Source organism: Priestia sp. D3YE.R1, from assembly GCF_049199565.1.
GTDB classification, from domain to species: domain Bacteria; phylum Bacillota; class Bacilli; order Bacillales; family Bacillaceae_H; genus Priestia; species Priestia aryabhattai.
In genome coordinates, this window is record NZ_JBLTHW010000001.1 from 2,114,909 (window position 1) to 2,136,575 (window position 21,667).

A 21,667-nucleotide genomic window follows, 5' to 3' on the forward strand; every position below is an offset into this window, starting at 1 on the left:
CTTAAATTTGGAGCGGCTAAAGGAGTAAAGGTAGTATGAAAGAATTTGAAGATAAGTTTAGTGAGTTACAAGCTGATATGATATCTATATGTATGGAGTACGTTGAAGATAGAGCTGATAAAGTATATGTTTATGCTTCACTTGAAGGAGGAATTGTTTCAGGCAGTTTCTTTTATTGTATCAATAATAAGTATGTAGAATGTCATAAAGTGAATGATGCATTGGAGAATGGAGACGAAAGATATGATGTGTCTCAAAAAAGAATGCTTATGGTGTTGCGAATAATATGTGAAGATATCGAAAAGATTGAAGAATTATGCAAAGAATATGAAAGAGATATGCCAACGGAGATGAAGTTAATCTATGATGTTAAGAGTGGCAATTTTAAAGCTGGATACAAGTATGATTTAGTATATACTAACGATGATAGTAAAACAGCTGATCATGTTGCTGATGAGTGGTTTGAAGAAGTGAAAAATAACAAGCTTTAATTTAGTATTGGTGTGTGGTAATGAAGCAGTTAGTGCATATGGTAATAACATGATGAGAAATTACACCAATTTTAGAACTATCATAGATAATAAAATAATTGTTACTTTATAGTACATCAAATGGTTTGACTTAGTAAGCGATAATTGGTAACCCAATTATCGCTTTTGGTTTTAAATAAGGATACGGATAAAGCCAAGCATTTAGATGATATACCTAGAACAAAAGAAATTAAAGTGAAATTTACCTACAAAACTAAATTCGATTCATAAGAATTTACAAGACAGTTAAAAGATCAAGAAAAAGGGATGAATGAATTAACCATATATGAATATCAGAAAAATCGAGAGCAATTTATTGATAAAGGTAGAGCGAAAGAAGGAAATGCAGTTCAAAAATAGCTAGACAAAAAGCTTATGTACAAAAGGTAAATGAACTTCAAAGTGAGGGATTACCGTTATCACAAGCAAAGAAAAAAGCTCAGGCATGGTTAGTTACTCAAGCACCCTGACTCCTGACTAGATAGCAGGTGGAAAAGCTGAAATAATAGGAGATAAGAGGATTAATTTCTCTATATGTAGTTAATGGAGGTCTAGAATCAAGAGTATTGATAAACAAATAGAGGAAGTAGCGAAAAACATGACACCAGAACAATTTAAAAATACGTATTTGAATGTAAAGTTAACACTTTAGGGGAGGAGTTTGAATGGAGCAATATTTAAAAGATTTTAAGTTGCATAGTAAAGTTCCGAGTGAAATCATTGAAAAGTATAAAGAATTAGTACCAAATGAAGTGATAAATTTTTGGAGTAATTATGGATTTGGTACATTTATGCAAGGGTATTTTAAAAGCGTAAATCCAGAGGAATTTATAGAAATCTTGGAGGAGAGTTGTCCAAGATTTAAGGATTCAATCGTATTGTTTGCTACGAGTATGGGAGACTTGATTATTTGGGCGGATGGATATGTTGGATTACTTAATTACAGGTATGGCATAGTAAAGATTATTATGTTTACATTTGAATTCTTCTTTCAAAATATTGCTGATGTAGAATTCAGGGATGAAGATTTATCTTGGCAGCCTTATCCCGAAGCGCTTAAACAATACAATGAGTTAGAGTATGATGAGTGTTTTGGTTATACACCTCTATTAGGGTTAGGTGGAGCAGAAAAAGTAGAGAACTTAAAAAAGGTCAAATTGAAGGAACATATTCTTATTATTACTGGTTTTATGGGGCCAGTAGAGGTATAAGGTTCGTTCTAATGAAGTAGACTTACTACTTATTTTATATTTTACAAGCAGATCGTATAGGAAACACAATAACGAATATATAAATAAAAAAACAAAGTACGAGTGAAATGAGTAGAAAAAGAATTACGAGTCTAGGTGAGATGACATTTTATCATTTTAGTCTAGAAGACCCCTACCTGAAGGAGCGGAACGAGCTTAGCTCAGCGAGTAAGTGGGGGGAAGTTCCATGTATGACAAGTACAAAGACGTATATAAAAAAACATGGCATGAGTTAGGTTGTGATGTTAGTTAAAATAGGCATTACCTAGAAACTGAAAACACTGACCAAATACTTGAAATAATTAGCCTAGTGGGTATTATTGTTTCGTATAAGGATATTTATGATGAACGTGATATTGGACTAACATTTGATTGTACATGGGATATAGAAAATGGATTGGGACTTCGTTTATTAGATGAACAGGTGAACGACGTAGGGTGGCATGATGTGACCATCTAAATAAACTGTTTTTTATCCGACAACAATCTATAACCATATTTACAAGAGAAAACACGGTAGAAAATAAAGATAGTTTAATAAATGAATTTAAGCGGATAAATAGGAGTGATTCTAAGTGGATAAGTTGTCTTTTCTGCAACAATACAGAAAAAGTATGGAGTTTGTATCTAATGAAGACTTACTAAATATTAAGAAAGAGAACATCCCGAAAGAATGGGTGGAAGTATTTATAGAAACTGACAAGACTGAGAGGAAAGATAAACTAATTGCTTTATGGAATCGGGTATGTGAAAAAGAATTAAGTCACACGATTTCATATTTAAAAGAGAATTTAGTAGATGTTGAACTCATTATAGATAATGGACAGTACGCCAGTCTATATAGCGTGAAGAGTGAAAATGACGAAATTCTTTATTATGAAGGGGGAATACCAAACAAATCAATTTACAATTTAGACATGCAACAAGCCTGGTCAAGTGTTCCCCAATCTATTGTTAAATTTTACGGAAAGTTACATAATGGCTTTTATTATATGCCAAGTCGAGCAATGGGTCTAGTACCGTTAGAGAGAGTAACTTATTTTAAAGAAGATGAATGGGGGATTCTTGATGATTTAGAGCATCCATTAGAAATCAATCTTGATACCACTTATGGATTTTTTGAGAATGGTATGGGTGGATACGTTGCGGTAGATTTGAACAATTGTACGGATAATAGAGCAACACTGTGGTTCACCAATGACCAGCCTGAATATAGTGTTGATTTCTGGGATATTGTAGATGAATGGATTTTAATAGGGTTACAAGATAATTAAAAAATAATGTGTAAATAGACTAAGTAAGTTTATATAGCATATAGCACTTGATTGTCCATAAAAGGAAGCAGGTGCTTTCTTTTATGGACAATCAGTACAATCATAGAAAAGTTCAAAAATGAATTACGTGTACGTTAAAAAAATGGAAAGATTATTAAATAAACATAAAGAGGATTTTGTGAAAAATAAATTCATTCTTAATTTGCAAAGTGAACGAAAAGTTGGGGTTGTTTTAATTGTTGCTGAAAGAGTATTTTCTGTAATAAGTAAAGGTGATGAAAGATATCCAGCAGGTAGAGAAGCGTTAGACAAATGTTGGTTATGGGGTGAATCTCATACTGTAACTGGAGATGAACTCTATGAGCTTATTGACAATGCAGACTATACAGGGATCTCAGAATTTGCTGAGGAAGAAGAAGACTTGAATATGGCTAGGCTATGGTCACTACTAGTGGATGCCGCCGCTTATACATCTTGGGAAGCTTATAAAAACGAAAAAGTAAAATATGTACCGCAAGCACTGGAAGGTATCGGTGCAGATAGTAGCACTGTCTTTTTGAATAGCGCAGTTGAGACCGGTTTTATCATAGTAGAGGAAATTGAAAGAATGGAATTAGTTTTTTATGATTATGAGTGTACAAGCAATGAAACCTCAATAAAAAGAGAAGATTTTATGAAATTATTTTAACTCAGTGTATGGAACCCATTAAATAAAGAGAACGAATGAGTAAGTGTAGACCACTACAGCAAATAGTGAGAACTAACAGTCAGCAAACCTCAAAAAGCAGTTAAATGCATTATTTTTAACAGTACGTAATTGTTAAAGGAAAGAAAAAGGTGTTTTTTACGTTTTAGGATAGGGATCAATAGATCTGGTCAAATTTTATAAGTGCAAAACTATTAAATAACAATGTATCTTTAGTCTTAACAAGTCATCCCATTTTATTAAGGAGAATGTAAATGGAAATGGAATTAAATATCCAACAAAGAGTTGGAGAATATAGAGTGAAAAGTGATCAGTTATTTGAACAGAAAAATTATCAACAATCTGTTGATGTATTAATCAAAGGGTGGGAAGAAATTCCGCTTCCAAAAGGGTTATATAATGATACTTATGAGGTGGTAAAAGATATCATTGATACCTTTATCATAATGAATGACTATGAAAGTGCCCAATATTGGCTAACTCATCTATACTCATCAGGCTTTAAACGATTTGATGATGGTGAGAAAGAGTTTATTTCAGGCGTTATTTATTATGAATTGGGATCCCTTTTACTTGCCAAAGAATTTTTTGATATTGCTAATCGAAAATCAGAAGGAAGATTATTTGAAGGGAAAGATACGAAATACATAAAATTACTCAAAAGGTAACCATGTATGAAGGAGGATCACCCAATCGAATAAATCGATTTAATAATTTGAGCAAGGATGCTAAAGTCGTATATCTATTGTCGCTATCTAATTTAATTATCAACAAGATTTCTGAATCTAAAGGATTTGAAGTAGCGGTTGAGTCATTAGAAAAAGCTTGGGAATGGCTAAAATTAAAGGATTTTGACGCAGATAGCCTGTATGTATATTTAGAAAACATAGATGAAACAGATATCATGACTTATATGCAACTGGCCGATGATAAAGATAATGAAAAAGTATGGATATGTATTGGAAATGCTCTGGCATATACAATCTGGGAGGCGTATCAATATGAAAAAGAAAAGTATCTTCCCCAGACTATTGAAAGTGTTGATTATCAGACTGTTGAAAGCTTCATAACAAATTTTGAAAAGGTATATGAGAATAATAGTATCTCAGATAAGCTATTACACTTTCTTGAAGAAAACTATCCAAAGAATGCTGATAAAAGGGTAGATTTAATTTCAATAAAGACTTTTATTGATGAGTCTATTGAGAAATAGATAACTAAGAAACTTCTAAAAATGTGTAATGATTTAGCTATACTTTTAAAAGCAGATTTCAACTTCAATGATAAGCAGATGAGACTTTTATATGACAGCTGCTTTTGTTTTTTTGAGATATTTACATTTTGTATACTTGAATGATGCTTTATTAAAGTTCATGATTCATGAAGGTAGTATCATCAAGGAATATCAAGTTAATATTTGAATTTTATGAGAAGGACGATGATCAGAAGCCAAATGGATATATCGCCTTTTAATATTCATAATATTACACTTCATCATAATGTTAAGGAGGTATACAAATGGAATGTAAGGATGGATCAATCTTTTATCCCTTGCCGGACGATACTGTGCTTTCTGAAAAGGAAGGTAAATAGAGAATAAATTTACCAGAAACGTATAAAGAATTTGTAAAAAAATATAATAGTGGCGCTCCTATAAAGAATCGTTTTAAGTGCAGTAACTATATGTATATGATTGATAGGTTTTTATGTATTTTAAACATAACTGGGGAGAGAGATGATGAGTATTACGATATAGGAGTGGTTAGAACACAATTAGACGAAAGAAGTGTTTTTGATAAAAATTTAGTAGGTACGGAACTGCTACCAATAGCTGTTTTGTTTGCAGGTGACTTTGTGTGCTTAGACTATCGCAACAATGTTAAAGAGCCTATTGTATGCGTTCGGAAGCATGAAGAGTCTACAGATTTAAATCCTGTGACGTCTATTATCAGTAATAGCTTTGAAGAATTTCTAAATATGTTAACAGAATAGATGCTTGTTGGCAGTATTATTGTTTAAAAAACAAAGCGGATGGTATGAAAGAAATTGATAAAAGGAGTGCGATATAGTATGAAAGAATTTGAAGATCAATTTAGTGAATTGCAAGGAGATATGATACCCATTTGTATGGAATATGTTGAAGATAGCGCTGATAAAGTGTATGTGTATGCTTCGTGTGAAGAAGATATGATATCAAGCAGCTTCTTTTATTTAATTAATGATAAATACGTAGAGCGTCGTAGAGTGAATGATGCGTGGGAAAATAGAAAATATGATGTATCTATAAAGCGACAGTCCATGGTATTGAACATTATCAATGATGATGTTGAAAAAATTGAAGAACTATGTGGAGCGTATGAAAGAGATATGCCGACAGAGATGAAGCTGATCTATCATGCAAGGAGCGGCCGCTTTAAAGCAGAATATAAGTATGATTTTGTACACACAAATGATGATATTAAAACGGCTAGTGATATTGCTGATGAGTGATTTGAAGAAGTGGAAAATAATAAGTTTTAATTTTGTATTGATATGTGTGCTTAACAGAATTCAGTTTGGTTGGCACTGACAAATCATCTTTAAACCAATTCTTGATTAGTAATAAAAACAGCACTGTTAGTAGAAATATTATGGGAAGGTGTACAAGTGACTATGGAAATGTATTATTGTGACGAATGGTCAGATATCAAAAAGAAGCCTTGGAACATTCTCGATGAGCATACTGCATACACATACCACCAAAAACATAAACCCTATACGGTCGTACTAAGGGAAGATGAGAAGCACAAGTATATTATAAATATTACAAATGAATGGGTTTCGGTAGGGTTTTATGATGAACTAATTCGTAAATATTTAAATTATGATTTCGAAGTTATGAGTGAAGGTAAGCTTTTTTTAAGAACAGCCATGTATTGGGAATATGATGATAAAACTAATACAGAAGTAAGTAGTTTGATTTTGAATTTCCGAGAAGATGGTTACATAGCAATGGAAAAGCGAGATTTAAAGAATGGTTCAGTAGAGGAGCGCGAAACAAACAATACCCTTGAAAAAAACTGGGATGTGTTTCCTGAGTTTGGCCAATACTTATATTTGTGCAAAGAAGAACGCTAATTCTTTTGTAAAGCTAGAGTTCATAAGATGTGTCAGCTTAGTAGTTGCTACGATATATATATAAGTATCATACTTTTACTATGAAAGTTACCTCGCAGATTTTTTAAAGAAGTTGAATATTGAAAATAAATGTATGGAAGAAGTAGTAAACTTTGTGAATAAAAATGGTACAAGCTTACTTGAGACATCATTGATTAGTAGAAAGTTTGATACAGCAAAATTTTTACTAGACAACAATTAATTATGTAGGTGCTGTTGATGTAGCTTATAGACTGGTTGAAATGGGCGTGGATTTAAATTTAAAAGATAAAAAATTTGCTAATTCTGCAATATTGTCTCTATGTCAAGAAGTATTAAAAGAACGGACACAGGATGGAAATCATTTAGTTGTACATTGCTTAGAAAAACGACCGAATTTTAATAATTCCAATAAATTTGGTTGTTCATTAAAACAAGTAATTGAAGAACGTGGAACTGAGGATATGAAAAAAGTCATGAAGTCGTTAGATGAAAAAAGTAGTTTTTAATAAAACTATTCATAATTGGATAATCTGAGATAGCGTATTTTTGGCGAAAGGAGAAAAAAGTGAAAATTAAACGAGACACTGTAGTCAAGCCGTTACCTTTAGCGGAATTAATAAAAAAACATGAAAAATTATGGAGGCTTACATTACCAAATTCTTTTTTAAATTTTATCAAAGAAAATAATGGAGTAAAGGTTGAGGGCGCGACATTTGAGTGTAACAACCGTGGTTATGCTGTAGAAAGATTTTTGTGTATAGTAGATGATATCGAGAATCATCCAAAAGGGATTTATGACATAGATGTTGTATTTTCACAAATAGGTGAAAGGTTAACTGATAACGAAGACTTATTAGGAGCAGAGGTATTGCCAATAGCTAGTGTATTTGCGGGTGACTTTGTATGCTTAGATTTTAGAACAGATAAAAATAATCCATCTGTTTGTATATGGTCTCATGAAGAATCCGGTGAGTTTGAGCCTGTTACATATAATGTGGCAGATAACTTTACTGAATTTTTAAATGGTTTATATGAACCTAAATGACTAAAAAATGAAATGTTTATAACATATGAATAGAAAGCATTTGATATTCTATATGAGTATTAAATGCTTTTATTTGTCTAAGAACATATCATTTCAAGCGTCTTAAATTGTAATCAACTAGAACACCTAGCTTGAGAGCAAGAGACGAAAATAGGAAATGTAGAGGAGAGGTCAAAAAATGATTAACTATGGAGAGCTTTATTACGATCATTACAGTAAGTATCTAGGTGAGCCAATAGACAGAGAAATTTATCGGAATAATGAAGAGCTTCCTAGTATACAAATTTTAAAATATGAAAATGTCTTTGAAGAATGTTTCGTTTTTAATACCTTAGGATTAAGTAACTATGAAGAAGTTTTAAGAGATAATATGGAAATTTCAATGGTAGTGGATAAAGCATTCAATAGTACAGGATATATCTTAGCTAATGTGTTATTTTACTGTCTCGGTAATGAAATAGAAATAGGGCGTGGAACAGCGGTTAGCGGTATTGAAAGTATTGAAAAGTCATTTTATCAAAAATACGATAAAAATACCGTTTATTTTACTGAACCGTTTGCTTTTCCCGAAGAATATCATGAGCTAGATACTGAGAGCACACAACAAATGGGTGAAGTTTTGTTAGGTTTCTTTATTTCTCAGGCTGAATATGACTTTTTTATAACATACGGAGCGGAAAAGTTTGAAGAGTTGTTAGAAGAAAGCGATGTAGATCCTTTTAATGTTAATAGAAAGTCTGTAATTTGATAGCTGGTACTTACTGAAAACTATAATTGTAAAACACTTAGCTGTCTATATAAGGGCGTCACTGCAAAATACGAAGCAGCAAATGATACAGATGGTTTTACGGGTGACCTGTAATCCATCTCGTAATCGATTACAAACATAACTGATACTAATTCATTTAAAGAATGTACAGGATTTGACTCCGCGGGGAATTTAATATGTTTTGATTACAAAGGGCATGAAAATAATCCAATTGTAGTTTTTGGGGGAAGATGAAAACGCTTGGTAAAAAGAAATGTTAATCGAGGAAGAGGGTTTAACGGAAGAGCGTGAAAGAGAAAATGTATTTTATGTTGCACCAACATTTACTGAATTTCTTGATAAGTTACATGACTAAAGATTACATCAGCAAGTGACCGTGAATGTTTTGATGACTGAGTAGGAGGAGTCGTACATATGCACACCATTAGTTTAGTAGTTTTTAATGGCTCAAATGTTAATAAATATATTCCTTTATTAAGACAAAAAACACTTAAATCTATAAGCGACATAAAACAAAATATCAGTATGAGAATCCCTGTGATTGTATGTGATTATTATGATGCAGAAGCCTTGGAAGGTTTAGTAGCGTCTGCTGAAGAGTTACTTTTAATGGGAGCAAGTATTAAGGTTTATGAAGATGAAGAAGAGATTACACTTAATATGGTGAAAAATTTAATCAAAATGACAGAAGGCATTGCAAAAGATAGGGAAGAAATGGATAACTTAGTGCTTAATGAAGCAGAGGGAAATCATACGTCATTTGAAAATGAACTTCAAACACTTTATCGTAAACTTACTCAAAAGATAAGCGATATGATTCCTGTTGAATGGGGCAGCTTTTACTTTAATGGTGAAGTGAAAGATGGAGAAGGTGGAGTATACTTCTTTTATAAAGTTGTAGGAGAAGAAAATGAATATCAATATTCACATTTAATACCTCGAACATATCAAGTCGAAAAAAAAGCGTACAATCATTCTCTTCATGAATTATTTCATTTAACGGTTCAATTACAAAACGTATTTATGGAGAATCAACAAGAACCTTGGTATTCAGTTACGATGATAGTAAATGATGAAACAAAATTAAAGGTGCACTTTAGTTATGTAAACTGGAACGACTCACTATTTGGCCCTTCAGCTCGAATTAAGTATTTTGAGTACAAATATTTAAGTAGAGAATTGGCGGATGAAAAAGATGAAGAACAAATGATGAAAATGAAAAGATATGAAGAAGATTTTAACAGCAATAATCAATGAGTTATAGTATTTGAGTGTTTTTAAAAGGAGGCACGAACTTATGGATAAGGACGATATTCATTTTCTTAAACAGTTACTTAATAGCACAGATAAGGATTATATAATAAGTTATTTGTAGATGATAATGAAGGAGTTTGCATAGTGGACCGAAACCATAGTAAAAAATTGATAAGAAATGCCATTAAAACTGGCGATATCAACGCAGTGAAAAAACTAATAGGTGATGATATAGAGACTTTGAATACCGTGAATGTATTTGGTACGTGGTTACATGTAGCGGTTAAAAAAGAGAACCTTCAAATCGTCCGATATTTAGTTGAAAAAGGAATTGACGTTAATGCGAAAGGCGGGACATTTGATGCTTCTGCGTTAAATTTAGCAGCTGGGTCCGGTAATTTAGAAATAGTAAAGTATTTAATAGAATCTGGAGCAGAACTAGATGTGAGCTTAGCGAAGAGAAATCCACTGTTTGGAGCAATTTATGGGGGGCATCAAGAAGTAGTTAAATATTTAGTGCAAAAAGGAATAGATGTGTCGATTAGATACACGGGAGAAAATATCAAAAATATGAATGCCTATGAATATGCAAGAGAGTTTGGGCAGACTGAGATTGCTGAATATTTAAAGCAAAGGATGACTGAAAATTGATTGGGTTTAGATTGTCTCTCATGCAGGTGGTACAAATTGCTTAAGAGCAAAAAAATGAGGAGAGAAGTTGTTAAATTAGGAAAAGAATTCGAAAAGAGTCGAATTCTTTTTTTATGTTGGAGTAAAAAGTTAGTATTTGAAATGTAAAGAATGCAATGTAGGAAGTAGAGAGAAAGTATTTAGTACTTTAGTGTTTTATGATAAGAGTAATGATGAGTTTATTGTAGTGGTTTATAATAGTTATAGAGAAACATTAATGGATGGTACAGTAAGGAACGCGTTATAAACTGGAAAAACAGTTAGGTGGTCGAACATATTGAGTATGGAAACAGAAATAAATCAAATTTATAGGGGAATTTCTGAAACAGTGAATGAAATGATTCCTACCAAATGGACAAAGATTTATTTTTACGCTCAAATATCCGAAACGGGCGGAGGCACTTACTTTTTTTATAATACCCTTGAGAATGAAAAGAACTATAAATATAGTTTAGAAATTCCTTGTGAATACGACGATATTGATAAAGAATTTTATAAAATGAAGGATCGAGCTTTATTTGAGTTAAGTAATAGATTAAGAAACGTTTTTAAAGATAATCAGCAAGAACTTTGGTACTCTTTTACACTATCTGTTAATAGCGATGGCAAATTGAAGGTGCATTATGATTATACAAATTGGTTTGACACGGATTATAGCTTTGATGACCAGCTAGTGATTTGGGAATATAAATATTTAGGAACAGAACCAGATGATAGCGAAAGCAAGATTTTAATCAATAAGTATTTAAATGAGTATCCCAATAATCCAATTTAGCATAAATCCAGTATTTTTGGCTAAATTCCCACCTCATGAAGGTACTAAATTAACCCTGGAAAAATTACATCAGCGTTTGCGTAGTGATTACGGTCAAATAGTAAACGTTGATTCAATTAATTATAAAAAGGGGATACGAATGAAGAAGATCGTAGAATTATTTCATGATATAGATTGTACGTTGTCTCCCATGATCAGTTTTTATAGCGCTTTATCAGATCAAAAATTTTTAAAAGTCTTACACTATTTTTCAGAGGAAACTGGTTATGGAAATGAGTACCACATTTGTACATTTTCAGGTGACTTAGAGCCTTGGGAAGAGGGTTATGTTGAAAACGGAATTGAATTTCTAGACGGTACGGGTGACACTGACAAAAGTGTTATTGTCGATTATGAAACGTTTTTAACTTACTTGCACAAAATCTGCCGCGTATATATTGAAGATCATGCCCATGATAAAGAAAAAGTGATGGCTCTTTTACATAAAATTAAACAAAATCATAGTAATGAAGACTAGTAGGAGTATGTAAAGAAGCAACGAATGGAGTCTTGCTATAGAGAACAAGCTCTCCACACTACAGCGCATTACATCAAGCAAAGAGACGATATATTTTGGAGAGAATTCTACAAGGTAGAAAGTAGAGGGAAAACGAAAAATGGCAATAACTCAAATGACAAAAGCTATTAGAGGTGCTATAAAAGGTGGTCACTTAAATAAGGTAAGAGACTTATTTGAGAAAAATCCAGAAATGTTAACATGGATCACACCTTTTGGCACATGGCTACATGTAGCGGCAGCTCATGGTCATTTAGAAATCGTACAATACCTTATTCGTGCTGGAATAGATGTTAATGCACAAGGAGGAACTTTTTCTACCAATGCCTTAGAAAGAGCGGCTGCAAAAGGACATATAGATATTGCTAAGTATCTTATTAACCATAATATTGAACTTGATATTAGTGAACCGGATAGAAATCCGCTGTTTGCTGCCATATATAACGGTCATTTTGAGATGGTTAAACTGTTAGTTGAGAATCATATCAATATATCGATTACATACTCTGGTGAAAACATGAAAGAAATGTATGCTTACACATTTGCGATTGAACGAGGACAAATAGAAATTGCTGAATATTTAAAGGGAAAGTTGAAATAGATAATTTACTTAGGGAAAGGACATAGATAATTTACTTAGCGAAAGCGGGTGTAATGATGGTAGGCTCAAGAAACCTTATGAATAGTATATGGTTTGGTGAAAAAACCACTTTATCTCAAGCTGCAATAAAAGAACATCTATTGAAAAAACATACAGAAAGGGACATTTTATTTAATTTAATAGAGTTATATAAAATAGGGGATTTTACTCAAAAGCCGCTATTAATTCAATTGATGAACGGGACTAAAGATGAAGCGGTTTTGAATTTGTGTATAAGGGTCTTTTTCGCTATCGCAACACATGACGACTTAAGAGATTCAAACAACCTGCGATTTCTTAGTAAAGGTACTGAAGAAACAATTGATACGTTTGCATCAGCAGCGATAACATCACTTTCTCTTGAAGTAGTTCCATATTTATTGGGTTTACTTGAAGACTGGAACGAAATTGACGATACGGCTATTATCATAAGGGATTCGCTTGATTTTTTCCTTGACTATGAAGCGAAAATTGGAGAAGAGGCGACTGCCGAGGAAATAGGAGACTATTATGTTGAGTATTGCAATGAGAATGATCCAGAAAGTTATTACTTTCAACAAAATTTAGCTTTTCCCGGAGACTTAGCAAAAAAATTAGTCCAAAGAGCGATGATTGCAGTACATAACGAAGAACCATTAAAAATGGAGTTGATTCCATCTTTATTATCCATTTTAACTGGGGAAAAGGTGCCTGGAGATTACCGCACAATTATGAATGCAAGCTATTATAAAAAAATGATGGAGTATATTGATAATCTTTCCATTAAAAACTGGGAAAAAGGACAAAAGTATTTTTATGGGTATAAGCTATAGAAAGCAACCTTACGTACTGTCCAAACGCAATATATTTGGCAACAAAATTAGTGAAAAAAGAAAGGGAAGAATAATTGAAAAAATTCGTTAAAAATATAGGGCATAAAGTAGTCGTAGTTCAAGCAGAACACGAATTAAAAATGCAGGTTGAGAGTCTATTTCGTATCTTTGAAACGATAGAAAGAGAAAAATGGACTGATGGCTTTTCGATACAAATAGGGTGGTCGAACTTTATTGTTTCTGTAAAGAATGAAGAGTATTACATTCTTTCACCGGACTATTCAGGGAATCCCTTTGAGGATTATACAGAAGATTTAACGCTTGCTCTATGGGCGCAGTTGGAACAAGTTCACTTTTTGCGCAAGTTAAACATGAAAAATGGTGAAGGTGTCAGCTTTAGAGATAAAGTCGTGGTAGCTAAAAATATACTAGAAGTAGATAGTATTTACTTACAAAGAAGCGGCGGAGCTGAACGAGGAGATTCTGGCTGGTACATAGGGCCGGTAAATGAAGAAGATGATACAGAAGAGCTTGAGGCTTTTTATGTTTATCAATTATTGAAGATTCGTCCATCCCTTATTCAAGTTTTAGCTTTACCATATGAATATATGGTGATTTTTGAAAGAGATCAAGTGAAGGCAGTATTAAATGAAAGAGATGAAGATATTTTGAGTGGAGGAAGAAATGATACAAATTGACCCTGAAAAGCAAGTGAGAATTGAGAAATATAAGACCAAAAGCGATGAATGCTCTGAAAATAATGATTACGAAACATCTATAGATTTATTGGTACAAGCTTGGGGTGAAATTCCACAGCCTAAAGGTTGATATCCTGACACTTGCAATATTGTACGGGATATTATTGATACATTTACAGTGATAAAGAATTACAAAAGCGCTAAGCAGTGGTTAAATCGTTTATATACATCGGATTTTGAAAGAATAGATGACGGAGAGCGTGAATTTTTATCAAGAACTATTTATTATGAGTTGGGCGAATTAAATGTCGCAAAAGAATTTTTTGATATTGCTAATAAAAAGTCAGAAGGAAGATCGTTCGAAGGGCAAGATGTCAAATATATAAAGCTGCTAAAAGGATCATGAAGATGAAACCTTATTATTTCAGTAGGGAGATGCTGTAATGGAAATGAACGATCAACTTCACCAGCAAATTGTCAAGTTATGTGAAGAAGGTAATCAATTCGCTGAACTGAAACAAATGAGTGAAGCGATTGCTTCTTATCAACGAGCACTTGAATTAGTTCCAGAGCCAAAGGAAAAATGGTCAGCGGCTACGTGGATTTACGGAACTTTGGGTGATACATACTTTTTAATAAAAAACTACGAAGATGCTATACGCAGCTTGGAATATGCCTTGAAGTGTCCGGAAGGAAATGAAAATCCTTTTCTGTTGTTGCGGTTAGGGGAAAGTTTTTATGAGCTTGGAGAGTTTGAAAAAGCAAAAGCGTATTTGTACAAGGCTTATCAAATTGAAGATTATAAAATCTTTTTTCAGGAAGATGATAAATACTTTAAACTTATTATAGAATTAATTTAAATAGAGAAAAAATATAGTTTAAGTGAAGAGTAAAACCCTCAGTAGAGCATGCTATTGAGGATTTTTGGTTTTAATGTATATGAGTAGGGCGTGTGAACCAATATGCTGAAATAGAGTAAGAGTTTAATAGAGCACTATTTAAAAGAATATCCACATAATCCTATTTAAATCATTAGAAGAATTCTGGAAGGGGTTTCAGAAGGCTAAAGAAATCTCTCTGATACTATAAATTGGTGAAGAAGCCGTATGAACAAAAATATCTTAGGAGGTTTCTATGGATAATAAGGAAAAAGCAGTTAAAACCTATGATTTCATTAAGAACGGTGATACAGAACAAGCAAAAGAGATTCTGATTACAGATAAAAGGCTGCTTGAGTTTATAACTCCTTTTGGAACGTGGCTACACGTGGCTGCTAGAGCTGGTAGCCTTGATATGATAAAGTTCCTAGTTGAATACGGGATGGATATTAACACAAATGAAGGTGTACCAAAGTCAGCGCCAATTGCACATGCAGCGAGTGTAGGTGAATTTAGCATAGTTCAGTACTTATACGATAGAGGTGCAATATTAGATGTAAGCGATTCGAGTAGAAATCCTTTATTTTCAGCGATTTATGGTGGTCATCTTGATATTGTAAAATACCTTGTTCAGAGTGGTATTGATATTACTGTAACGTATACAGGGGATACGATGAAAAATATGGATGCCTGTGAATTTGCGATTGAACGAGGACAAATAGAAATTGCTGAATATTTAAAGCAGAAGATGGACAGTAAATGGTTTTGAAAGATGTATAGAGAATGCGAATAGTTACATAGAAAGATTAACTTCTTTATTAAATGATGATACGAATAGAAAAACAGTGAATGATCTGCGAACAAAAGTGTTAAAAGAACTACAAGTATGACAGTGAAGTTCACTGAACACAACTATTTAAAAGTAAAAACGGTAGAAACAGCTAAATTATTGAGGGAGATGTCTACATTAAAACACGGCAATAAAGGGCAACTAAATTAAGGGGGATATGCTTTGAAGAAAAACAGCGTCAATAAAGCAATAAGAAATGCAATTAAACGTGGTGACATTAACTCAGTCAAAGAATTAATAGGTAGTAATAAAGCAATTCTACACACCATGACTCCATTTGGTAGCTGGTTGCATATAGCAGCAAAAAAAGGACAGATGGAAATAGTAGAGTATCTAGTGCATAAAGGAATCGATGTAAATATAAAAGGTGATATATTTGATGCTTCTTCCTTACGAGTGGCAGCAGGTGAGGGGCATGTAGAAATAGTACAGTGCTTAATCCAATCTGGAGCAGAATTAGATGTAAGCTTGGCAAAAAGAAATCCTTTATTTGCAGCAATTTACGGTGGTCATAGAGAAGTAGTTGAACATCTAGTTGATCAAGGTATAGATATTTCCGTTCAATATACCGGAGAGAATATCAAGGATATGGATGCGTATCGATATGCTAAGGAATTTGGACAAATAGAAATTGCTGAATATTTAAAACGAAAGCTGAATGAAAAAGTACAAAAGAGAGTGCTTAAAGATTAATTAAATCGTATATAACAGGCCACAAAGCTAATAAAAGCAAGGAGGTCCATCTCATGCTAGAACCCATATATGCTGAAAACGTAATTGTCGGAGTTATACATAAAAAGCAGTTTCAATGGTATGTGACTGACCGAGAGCTATGGTATTTGGATTATGTGAAGTTTGCGCAAGCTTTTGAAAATGAAGGTGATTCAGCGGTTAATGAATACATCGAACCTGAACGAAAAGGGATCGAAGTTCTCAGCAATGAAAATGCTGAGCTTTTTTTAAAACGTATAGAGTCGTATCAAGCAGATACAACTACTCTTTTAAAGCTGTTTGAAGATAAAATAGAAAGCGTAGATGAAGAAGACGTATTAGATTTTAGCCCTTCGTTTTTGGTGGATTTTGATCAAAAGACGTTTTACTCACTGTTTCCTAAGCCGGCTTCATTTGAAGAATATGTTCCAAGCGATTGGAAAGGAACGTATAAAGACTTTACAGGTTTGATTCCAAAAATAGAAAAGTATTGGGTAAATAAGGACGGAGAAAATTTATTTAAGCTGTGAAAGCAAACAGGGCATGGAGGGATAATGTTGTTTCGTGTTCAAACGTTAATTAAGCGTCCAGGTATCTTGATTACCGATTTATCATCTCTATATGAAAAGGAATCGCACTATTTTATCGATATATCAAACGAAGAAGAACTCATTCGTTACGGTAATCAGCTTGATTTTACTTGTCTTGAAGGAGCTATTAAGCTTGAATACTACGGTGAGCCGCTTCTTGATGTATCTGCATGGGATGTTATAGATAGGATGTGGCTTTATTTGTTGGATGCAATGGAGAGTTTAAAAGAGACCGGGTATGGAGAGATGAATTTTCCAGATCAACCGTTAGTATTAACCTTAAAATCGGCTTCTGAACAGTTTGTACTGTATACCTTGCATACATCTCCTCCCGTAAAAGCAGTGCTTCCAAAACAAGACTTTTTTATGGTGGTGTTAGGAGGAGCGGAGCAGTTTTTTAAAACGATGGAGAGATGTTTTAAAGGGAACTTTCGGTATTTCAGTGAAATCAAACGTATTGAAGCGTTAAAAAGGCAGTAAGGAAGACGAGGTTACTAGTAAAAGATTACAGGAACTATGGCCACATTGTGACGGCAAGTGTAATTACTCGGCGTGCGCTTCCTTTTTCGAGCTGTTGTCCGATAGCACTTGATGTTTGCACCCAATTCACTTCATCAGGATAATTTGTAATGACTCCGTCACTTTTTGTTTTCCACAAAAATGAAGCGGGAAGCCGCTTGGTTCCAGACCACGGTGATATTTTCATTCCGGCAGAATGGACTTGGTGGATAAGAGCAGGCGTTAGGATGTCATAAGACGGGTTAAAGTAAGTGGCAAAAGCGGCGAATTGCTGAATTGAGTTTGGGCTTGCGTCTCGCTGTGAAGAAGTTAGTATGCCTATAGGAACGTTTGGGAGAAGCTCATGCATTTTTTTCATGGATGAAACGTTAAAAGACTGAATGATAACGTGATCGAGCTGTCGCTTGTTGATTTCAAAAGCTACTTTTTTTTCAATTCCAGGATAAAGTTCCGGCGCTTTTAACTCTATTAATATACCGATTTTTCCTTGAAATTCATCTAATACTTGCGAAAGAGTTGGAATTTTTTCATTCGTAAAAGAATCCCCTTTCCAGCTTCCTGCGTCCAAGCGCTGAAGCTCCGCGTACGTTAACTCTCGAATGTGTCCGCTTCCGTTTGTCGTTCGGTCTACGGTACGGTCATGCATAATAACGAGTACACCGTCTTTGCTTTGCTGCACGTCAAGTTCAATGTAATCCGCATTCATTTCTAGCGCTTGGTGAAAAGCAGCCATTGTATTTTCAGGTGCGTAGGCAGAGGCTCCTCGGTGCGCGATATTTGTGAGTTTTTCTTCCGTGCGTGCAAAAGCAGAAGAGGCGATTGAACAGCATAACAAGGCGACGGCGCTTAAACCAGCTAAATATTTTTTCATCACGTTTCTCTCCTATGCGTTGGTATAGAAATAGCGTAACGAAAAAATGTGATGCTGATATAGAGGAAGTGTGTAGAAAACGTTGACATTTCGTAAAGAAAACTAGGGATTTTTTCATGGTGATGTTTACAAAAAATGCGCAAACGAATAGGAATTTTAATTAAATATTAAGGAAACAGCGCTATAATAGAAGGTGTGAAAAAAAGAATAGGAATTTCTTAGAAAATAGTTGTATAATAGGTGAGTCAGTCAATGAAAGGAATGGAACATGGATATTCAGTACATACATACGTTTATGATGCAAACGAAAGAGGAGTGCCGGACGCTTCAGCAAAAGCTAAAAGCACAAATTGATTTAACATCAGGCGTCAAAATGACGCATATACATAACTGTGCTGGTGTTGATGTGGCATATTGGGAAGAAAACGGCATATCTTACGGAGCGTGCAGCATTGTAGTGGTGGATTATCAGACGAAAAACGTTGTGGAAAAAGTGCACAGTGTAGGAGAAGTAACCGTTCCTTATCTTCCTGGATTCCTAGCTTTTCGAGAGCTTCCTTTAATTCTTGAAGCGGCTAAAAAACTTCAAATAGAGCCCGACGTGTTTTTATTTGATGGCAACGGATATTTGCACTATGAGCATATGGGAGTAGCTACACATGCTTCGTTTTTTCTTAATAAACCTACCGTTGGAATTGGGAAAAGCTATTTAAAGATCAAGGGACATGATTACGTTATGCCTGAAGATGCAGCAGGCGCTTATGAAGATATTGTGATTGATGATGAAGTTTATGGTAGAGTAGTAAGGACAGCTAAAGGAGTAAAGCCTATTTTTCTGTCGTGCGGAAACTATATTAATTTGGACATGTCGTATCAGCTTATGATGCATTTTATTTCAAAAGAAAGTAAGCTTCCGATTCCGGTCCGCCTAGCGGATCTGCATACGCATGAGCTGCGGAAAAAGTACCGGCAGTCAACAGGGAAGTAAGCTGTTCATAGTGAGTTCATAGTTTCCTTTTATACTGATGGTTGGAATATAGTAGTAGTGTAAAATTATTAAAGAATGAGTAAGGTGATTAAAGGTGAGTTCATTTGTTGCGAGTATTTTGGATTTTTTAACGAGCCTTGGCTATTTAGGTATTGCACTCGGCTTAATGATTGAAATCATTCCAAGTGAAATTGTACTAGCCTACGGGGGGTATATGATTTCTCAAGGCATGATTAGTTTTCCTGGAGCAGTCATTGCCGGAATTATTGGCGGAACGATTGCACAGTGGTTTTTATATTGGATTGGAGCCTACGGAGGACGTCCGTTTCTTCAAAAATACGGCAAGTATTTATTTATTCATGATAAGCATATTGATCTTGCGGAAAACTGGTTTAATAAATACGGCGCGGGCGTTGTTTTCTCTGCTCGTTTTGTCCCGGTCGTTCGACATGCGATTTCGATTCCTGCAGGTATTGCTAAAATGCCGTTTTGGAAGTTTACGTCTTTAACCGTGTTAGCGATGATTCCTTGGTCGATTTTATTTATTTACTTAGGCGGAAAGCTAGGGGAGAACTGGGCGAACATTGAAGACGTAGCAAGCAAATATACGCTTCCGTTTGTGGTTGCGGCATTTGTTATTATTGTTCTTTATTTCGTATTTAAACGCACGCGTACAAAGCGCGTATAAGATTGTTTTTGAACTAAAAGCATGGCAAAAAGCCATGCTTTTTTTGCATGCGCAACCAGAAGCTCTTTTATTTGCTCATGACTTCTTCAAGTGCTATTATTTTTCATACGCACTAAAAAAGGAGACGATTTAACGTGGTACAAGAAATTGTATTAAATGATACGCCTATTCAAATTTACAGCTATGAACAAGAAATTGTAAAAGGCAAAACAAAAGTTTCAGTTGATTTTAAAGTAACGAGTGAGGAATATCATCATATTACTACACTGTTATATAAAGGTACTTTTCATGTAAATGTCCCAGAAGAAGATCTGGATTTTCAAGGGACGATTCATCAGTATTCCACATCTTTTACAAATTTATATGAAAAAGGACAGGTAGGGGATTTTTCATTAAGTTTAATTGAAGTGAACGAATAAGGAGCAGATGCGTGATGAAAGTAAGTATACTCGACCAATCGCCCGTTTCATCCCATCAGACTCCAGCGGAAGCGTTAGAAGCATCGATGCAGCTGGCCAAAGCGGGTGACAAGCTTGGCTATGAGCGCTACTGGATTGCAGAGCATCATGATTTGTCTGGACTTGCCTGTTCGGCTCCTGAAGTGATGCTTGGCTATATCGGCGCACAGACTAATAGAATTCGAATTGGATCGGGAGCGGTGCTGCTGCCTCACTACAAGCCGTATAAAGTAGCGGAAACGTATAATATGCTCGCAACGCTGTTTCCAGGGCGCGTTGATTTAGGGATTGGGCGCGCGCCGGGTGGATCGGCTGAAGCAACAAATGCGCTGTCGGATAATTTCTTGCAGCAAGTATTTAAAATGCCTGAACTTGTTGAAGAGCTTCTGCAGTTTTTAGACGATAAATTTCCGGCTGAACATGAATACGCAAAGCTTTCAGCTTCGCCGCTGCCGCCGGTCTCTCCCGAACCTTGGCTTCTTGGCACAAGTAAAAAAAGTGCTGAGCTCGCCGCTAGAAACGGAATGGCCTATACGTTTGGACAGTTTATGAGTGAACAAGACGGTTCAGCTATTATTGATCAGTACAAACAGGCATTTCAGCCAAGACGGACCGGTGATCAGCCCTATGCGATTGTCACTGTATCGGTCATTTGCGCTGAAACAGCCGAGCAAGCGCATCGCATCGCAACGAGCTCACTTCTATGGAAAATTCAGCAGGATAAAATGGAAGCAAAAGGCGTGCCTTCTATTGAAGAAGCGGCCAGCTATCCGCTTACAGAAGAAGAAGAGAAAAAAATGAAGAAAATGAAAGAAGCCATGATTATCGGAAGTCCAGAAGAAGTGCATGAGCGCCTTCAAGAGGTTCAAGCACGCTACGGAGCGGATGAACTCATGCTTGTCACCATTACGCACGACCCGGCTGACCGATTAAAATCATATGAGCTTGTCGCAGAAAAATGCAAAAAATAAGAGCCA

32 protein-coding genes and 2 pseudogenes are annotated in these 21,667 nt (G+C 34.7%); 33 read left to right on the plus strand and 1 reads right to left on the minus strand.

The window, feature by feature from the left end:
• Window positions 1-35: 35 nt before the first annotated feature.
• The 29 genes and pseudogenes from ACOZIR_RS11210 (at window position 36) to ACOZIR_RS11350 (ending at window position 17,646) form a co-directional block, all read left to right on the plus strand.
• Window positions 36-491: an immunity protein YezG family protein gene (locus ACOZIR_RS11210; RefSeq protein ID WP_415382668.1), complete on the plus strand. Its 456-nt coding sequence runs from the start codon at window positions 36-38 to the stop codon at window positions 489-491.
• Between the two features lie 306 nt (window positions 492-797).
• Window positions 798-890, plus strand: a complete 93-nt coding sequence (locus tag ACOZIR_RS11215; protein WP_226555440.1) for a hypothetical protein — start codon at window positions 798-800, stop codon at window positions 888-890.
• A 305-nt stretch (window positions 891-1,195) separates the two neighbouring features.
• Entirely contained in the window at window positions 1,196-1,741 is a 546-nt protein-coding gene (locus ACOZIR_RS11220; protein WP_328121126.1) for a T6SS immunity protein Tdi1 domain-containing protein, read from the plus strand.
• A gap of 316 nt (window positions 1,742-2,057) precedes the next feature.
• Window positions 2,058-2,240 (plus strand): annotated as a pseudogene (locus tag ACOZIR_RS11225) (DUF6985 domain-containing protein); the annotation flags it as partial.
• Window positions 2,241-2,355: 115 nt separating this feature from the next.
• Entirely contained in the window at window positions 2,356-3,054 is a 699-nt protein-coding gene (locus ACOZIR_RS11230) for an SMI1/KNR4 family protein (protein WP_415382671.1), read from the plus strand.
• A 178-nt stretch (window positions 3,055-3,232) separates the two neighbouring features.
• On the plus strand, window positions 3,233-3,742 hold the full coding sequence (locus tag ACOZIR_RS11235) for an Imm6 family immunity protein (protein WP_421535601.1): 510 nt from the start codon (window positions 3,233-3,235) through the stop codon (window positions 3,740-3,742).
• A 272-nt stretch (window positions 3,743-4,014) separates the two neighbouring features.
• Window positions 4,015-4,428, plus strand: a complete 414-nt coding sequence (locus ACOZIR_RS11240; RefSeq protein ID WP_071273886.1) for a hypothetical protein — start codon at window positions 4,015-4,017, stop codon at window positions 4,426-4,428.
• 2 nt (window positions 4,429-4,430) lie between these two features.
• Complete coding sequence (locus ACOZIR_RS11245; protein ID WP_421535602.1) at window positions 4,431-4,973, plus strand: Imm6 family immunity protein; 543 nt, start codon at window positions 4,431-4,433, stop codon at window positions 4,971-4,973.
• A 383-nt stretch (window positions 4,974-5,356) separates the two neighbouring features.
• On the plus strand, window positions 5,357-5,752 hold the full coding sequence (locus ACOZIR_RS11250; RefSeq protein ID WP_340142136.1) for an SMI1/KNR4 family protein: 396 nt from the start codon (window positions 5,357-5,359) through the stop codon (window positions 5,750-5,752).
• 78 nt (window positions 5,753-5,830) lie between these two features.
• Entirely contained in the window at window positions 5,831-6,250 is a 420-nt protein-coding gene (locus ACOZIR_RS11255; RefSeq protein WP_421535603.1) for a DUF600 domain-containing protein, read from the plus strand.
• Window positions 6,251-6,412: 162 nt separating this feature from the next.
• A complete protein-coding gene (locus ACOZIR_RS11260; protein ID WP_221817381.1) occupies window positions 6,413-6,877 on the plus strand; it encodes a hypothetical protein in 465 nt (154 codons plus the stop codon).
• 287 nt (window positions 6,878-7,164) lie between these two features.
• Window positions 7,165-7,404, plus strand: a complete 240-nt coding sequence (locus ACOZIR_RS11265) for a hypothetical protein (RefSeq protein ID WP_237758428.1) — start codon at window positions 7,165-7,167, stop codon at window positions 7,402-7,404.
• A 59-nt stretch (window positions 7,405-7,463) separates the two neighbouring features.
• Window positions 7,464-7,943, plus strand: coding sequence for an SMI1/KNR4 family protein (locus ACOZIR_RS11270; protein WP_045291785.1), 480 nt, complete (start codon window positions 7,464-7,466; stop codon window positions 7,941-7,943).
• A 178-nt stretch (window positions 7,944-8,121) separates the two neighbouring features.
• Complete coding sequence (locus ACOZIR_RS11275; protein ID WP_045291784.1) at window positions 8,122-8,691, plus strand: suppressor of fused domain protein; 570 nt, start codon at window positions 8,122-8,124, stop codon at window positions 8,689-8,691.
• Between the two features lie 174 nt (window positions 8,692-8,865).
• Window positions 8,866-9,067: pseudogene (locus ACOZIR_RS11280) on the plus strand (SMI1/KNR4 family protein); the annotation flags it as partial.
• Window positions 9,068-9,126: 59 nt separating this feature from the next.
• Window positions 9,127-9,969 (plus strand): immunity protein YezG family protein, encoded by an 843-nt coding sequence (locus ACOZIR_RS11285; protein ID WP_237758427.1) that lies wholly within the window; start codon window positions 9,127-9,129, stop codon window positions 9,967-9,969.
• Window positions 9,970-10,110: 141 nt separating this feature from the next.
• A complete protein-coding gene (locus ACOZIR_RS11290; RefSeq protein ID WP_045291783.1) occupies window positions 10,111-10,617 on the plus strand; it encodes an ankyrin repeat domain-containing protein in 507 nt (168 codons plus the stop codon).
• 322 nt (window positions 10,618-10,939) lie between these two features.
• Window positions 10,940-11,431 (plus strand): immunity protein YezG family protein, encoded by a 492-nt coding sequence (locus tag ACOZIR_RS11295; RefSeq protein ID WP_045291821.1) that lies wholly within the window; start codon window positions 10,940-10,942, stop codon window positions 11,429-11,431.
• 139 nt (window positions 11,432-11,570) lie between these two features.
• Complete coding sequence (gene cdiI, locus ACOZIR_RS11300; protein WP_025751646.1) at window positions 11,571-11,948, plus strand: ribonuclease toxin immunity protein CdiI; 378 nt, start codon at window positions 11,571-11,573, stop codon at window positions 11,946-11,948.
• Window positions 11,949-12,087: 139 nt separating this feature from the next.
• Window positions 12,088-12,588, plus strand: a complete 501-nt coding sequence (locus ACOZIR_RS11305; RefSeq protein WP_340142016.1) for an ankyrin repeat domain-containing protein — start codon at window positions 12,088-12,090, stop codon at window positions 12,586-12,588.
• Between the two features lie 56 nt (window positions 12,589-12,644).
• Window positions 12,645-13,439 (plus strand): Imm47 family immunity protein, encoded by a 795-nt coding sequence (gene imm47 / locus ACOZIR_RS11310; protein WP_415382871.1) that lies wholly within the window; start codon window positions 12,645-12,647, stop codon window positions 13,437-13,439.
• Between the two features lie 74 nt (window positions 13,440-13,513).
• Window positions 13,514-14,137, plus strand: a complete 624-nt coding sequence (locus ACOZIR_RS11315) for an immunity protein Imm33 domain-containing protein (protein ID WP_047750813.1) — start codon at window positions 13,514-13,516, stop codon at window positions 14,135-14,137.
• Window positions 14,124-14,267 carry a hypothetical protein gene (locus tag ACOZIR_RS11320; protein ID WP_231503799.1) on the plus strand — a complete coding sequence of 48 codons (144 nt, stop codon included), beginning with the start codon at window positions 14,124-14,126 and terminating at the stop codon, window positions 14,265-14,267. Before ACOZIR_RS11315 ends, ACOZIR_RS11320 begins: the two co-directional genes overlap by 14 nt.
• 48 nt (window positions 14,268-14,315) lie before the next feature.
• Window positions 14,316-14,543: a hypothetical protein gene (locus tag ACOZIR_RS11325; protein ID WP_231503800.1), complete on the plus strand. Its 228-nt coding sequence runs from the start codon at window positions 14,316-14,318 to the stop codon at window positions 14,541-14,543.
• 37 nt (window positions 14,544-14,580) lie between these two features.
• On the plus strand, window positions 14,581-14,997 hold the full coding sequence (locus ACOZIR_RS11330; RefSeq protein ID WP_340142017.1) for a tetratricopeptide repeat protein: 417 nt from the start codon (window positions 14,581-14,583) through the stop codon (window positions 14,995-14,997).
• Between the two features lie 274 nt (window positions 14,998-15,271).
• Complete coding sequence (locus ACOZIR_RS11335) at window positions 15,272-15,784, plus strand: ankyrin repeat domain-containing protein (protein ID WP_045291781.1); 513 nt, start codon at window positions 15,272-15,274, stop codon at window positions 15,782-15,784.
• 243 nt (window positions 15,785-16,027) lie between these two features.
• Window positions 16,028-16,558, plus strand: a complete 531-nt coding sequence (locus ACOZIR_RS11340; protein WP_421535604.1) for an ankyrin repeat domain-containing protein — start codon at window positions 16,028-16,030, stop codon at window positions 16,556-16,558.
• Between the two features lie 53 nt (window positions 16,559-16,611).
• Complete coding sequence (locus ACOZIR_RS11345; RefSeq protein WP_421535605.1) at window positions 16,612-17,106, plus strand: hypothetical protein; 495 nt, start codon at window positions 16,612-16,614, stop codon at window positions 17,104-17,106.
• 24 nt (window positions 17,107-17,130) lie between these two features.
• Window positions 17,131-17,646 carry a hypothetical protein gene (locus ACOZIR_RS11350; RefSeq protein WP_152640841.1) on the plus strand — a complete coding sequence of 172 codons (516 nt, stop codon included), beginning with the start codon at window positions 17,131-17,133 and terminating at the stop codon, window positions 17,644-17,646.
• 34 nt (window positions 17,647-17,680) lie between these two features.
• Here the strand turns inward: ACOZIR_RS11350 and ACOZIR_RS11355 are convergent, their stop codons facing one another.
• Window positions 17,681-18,556: a glycerophosphodiester phosphodiesterase gene (locus tag ACOZIR_RS11355; RefSeq protein ID WP_045291777.1), complete on the minus strand. Its 876-nt coding sequence runs from the start codon at window positions 18,554-18,556 to the stop codon at window positions 17,681-17,683.
• Between the two features lie 268 nt (window positions 18,557-18,824).
• On the opposite strand from ACOZIR_RS11355, the gene ACOZIR_RS11360 reads away from it, so the two are divergent.
• The 4 genes from ACOZIR_RS11360 to ACOZIR_RS11375 all read left to right on the plus strand — a co-directional run bounded on the left by ACOZIR_RS11360 (window position 18,825) and on the right by ACOZIR_RS11375 (window position 21,661).
• Entirely contained in the window at window positions 18,825-19,544 is a 720-nt protein-coding gene (locus ACOZIR_RS11360; protein WP_045291776.1) for an endonuclease V, read from the plus strand.
• Between the two features lie 94 nt (window positions 19,545-19,638).
• The gene (locus tag ACOZIR_RS11365; protein ID WP_013057365.1) at window positions 19,639-20,232 is read left to right on the plus strand and encodes a DedA family protein; all 594 of its coding nucleotides are present in this window, start codon (window positions 19,639-19,641) and stop codon (window positions 20,230-20,232) included.
• A 134-nt stretch (window positions 20,233-20,366) separates the two neighbouring features.
• Window positions 20,367-20,651: a DUF3219 family protein gene (locus ACOZIR_RS11370; RefSeq protein ID WP_045291775.1), complete on the plus strand. Its 285-nt coding sequence runs from the start codon at window positions 20,367-20,369 to the stop codon at window positions 20,649-20,651.
• Window positions 20,652-20,665: 14 nt separating this feature from the next.
• A complete protein-coding gene (locus tag ACOZIR_RS11375) occupies window positions 20,666-21,661 on the plus strand; it encodes an LLM class flavin-dependent oxidoreductase (RefSeq protein WP_045291774.1) in 996 nt (331 codons plus the stop codon).
• Window positions 21,662-21,667: the final 6 nt, after the last annotated feature.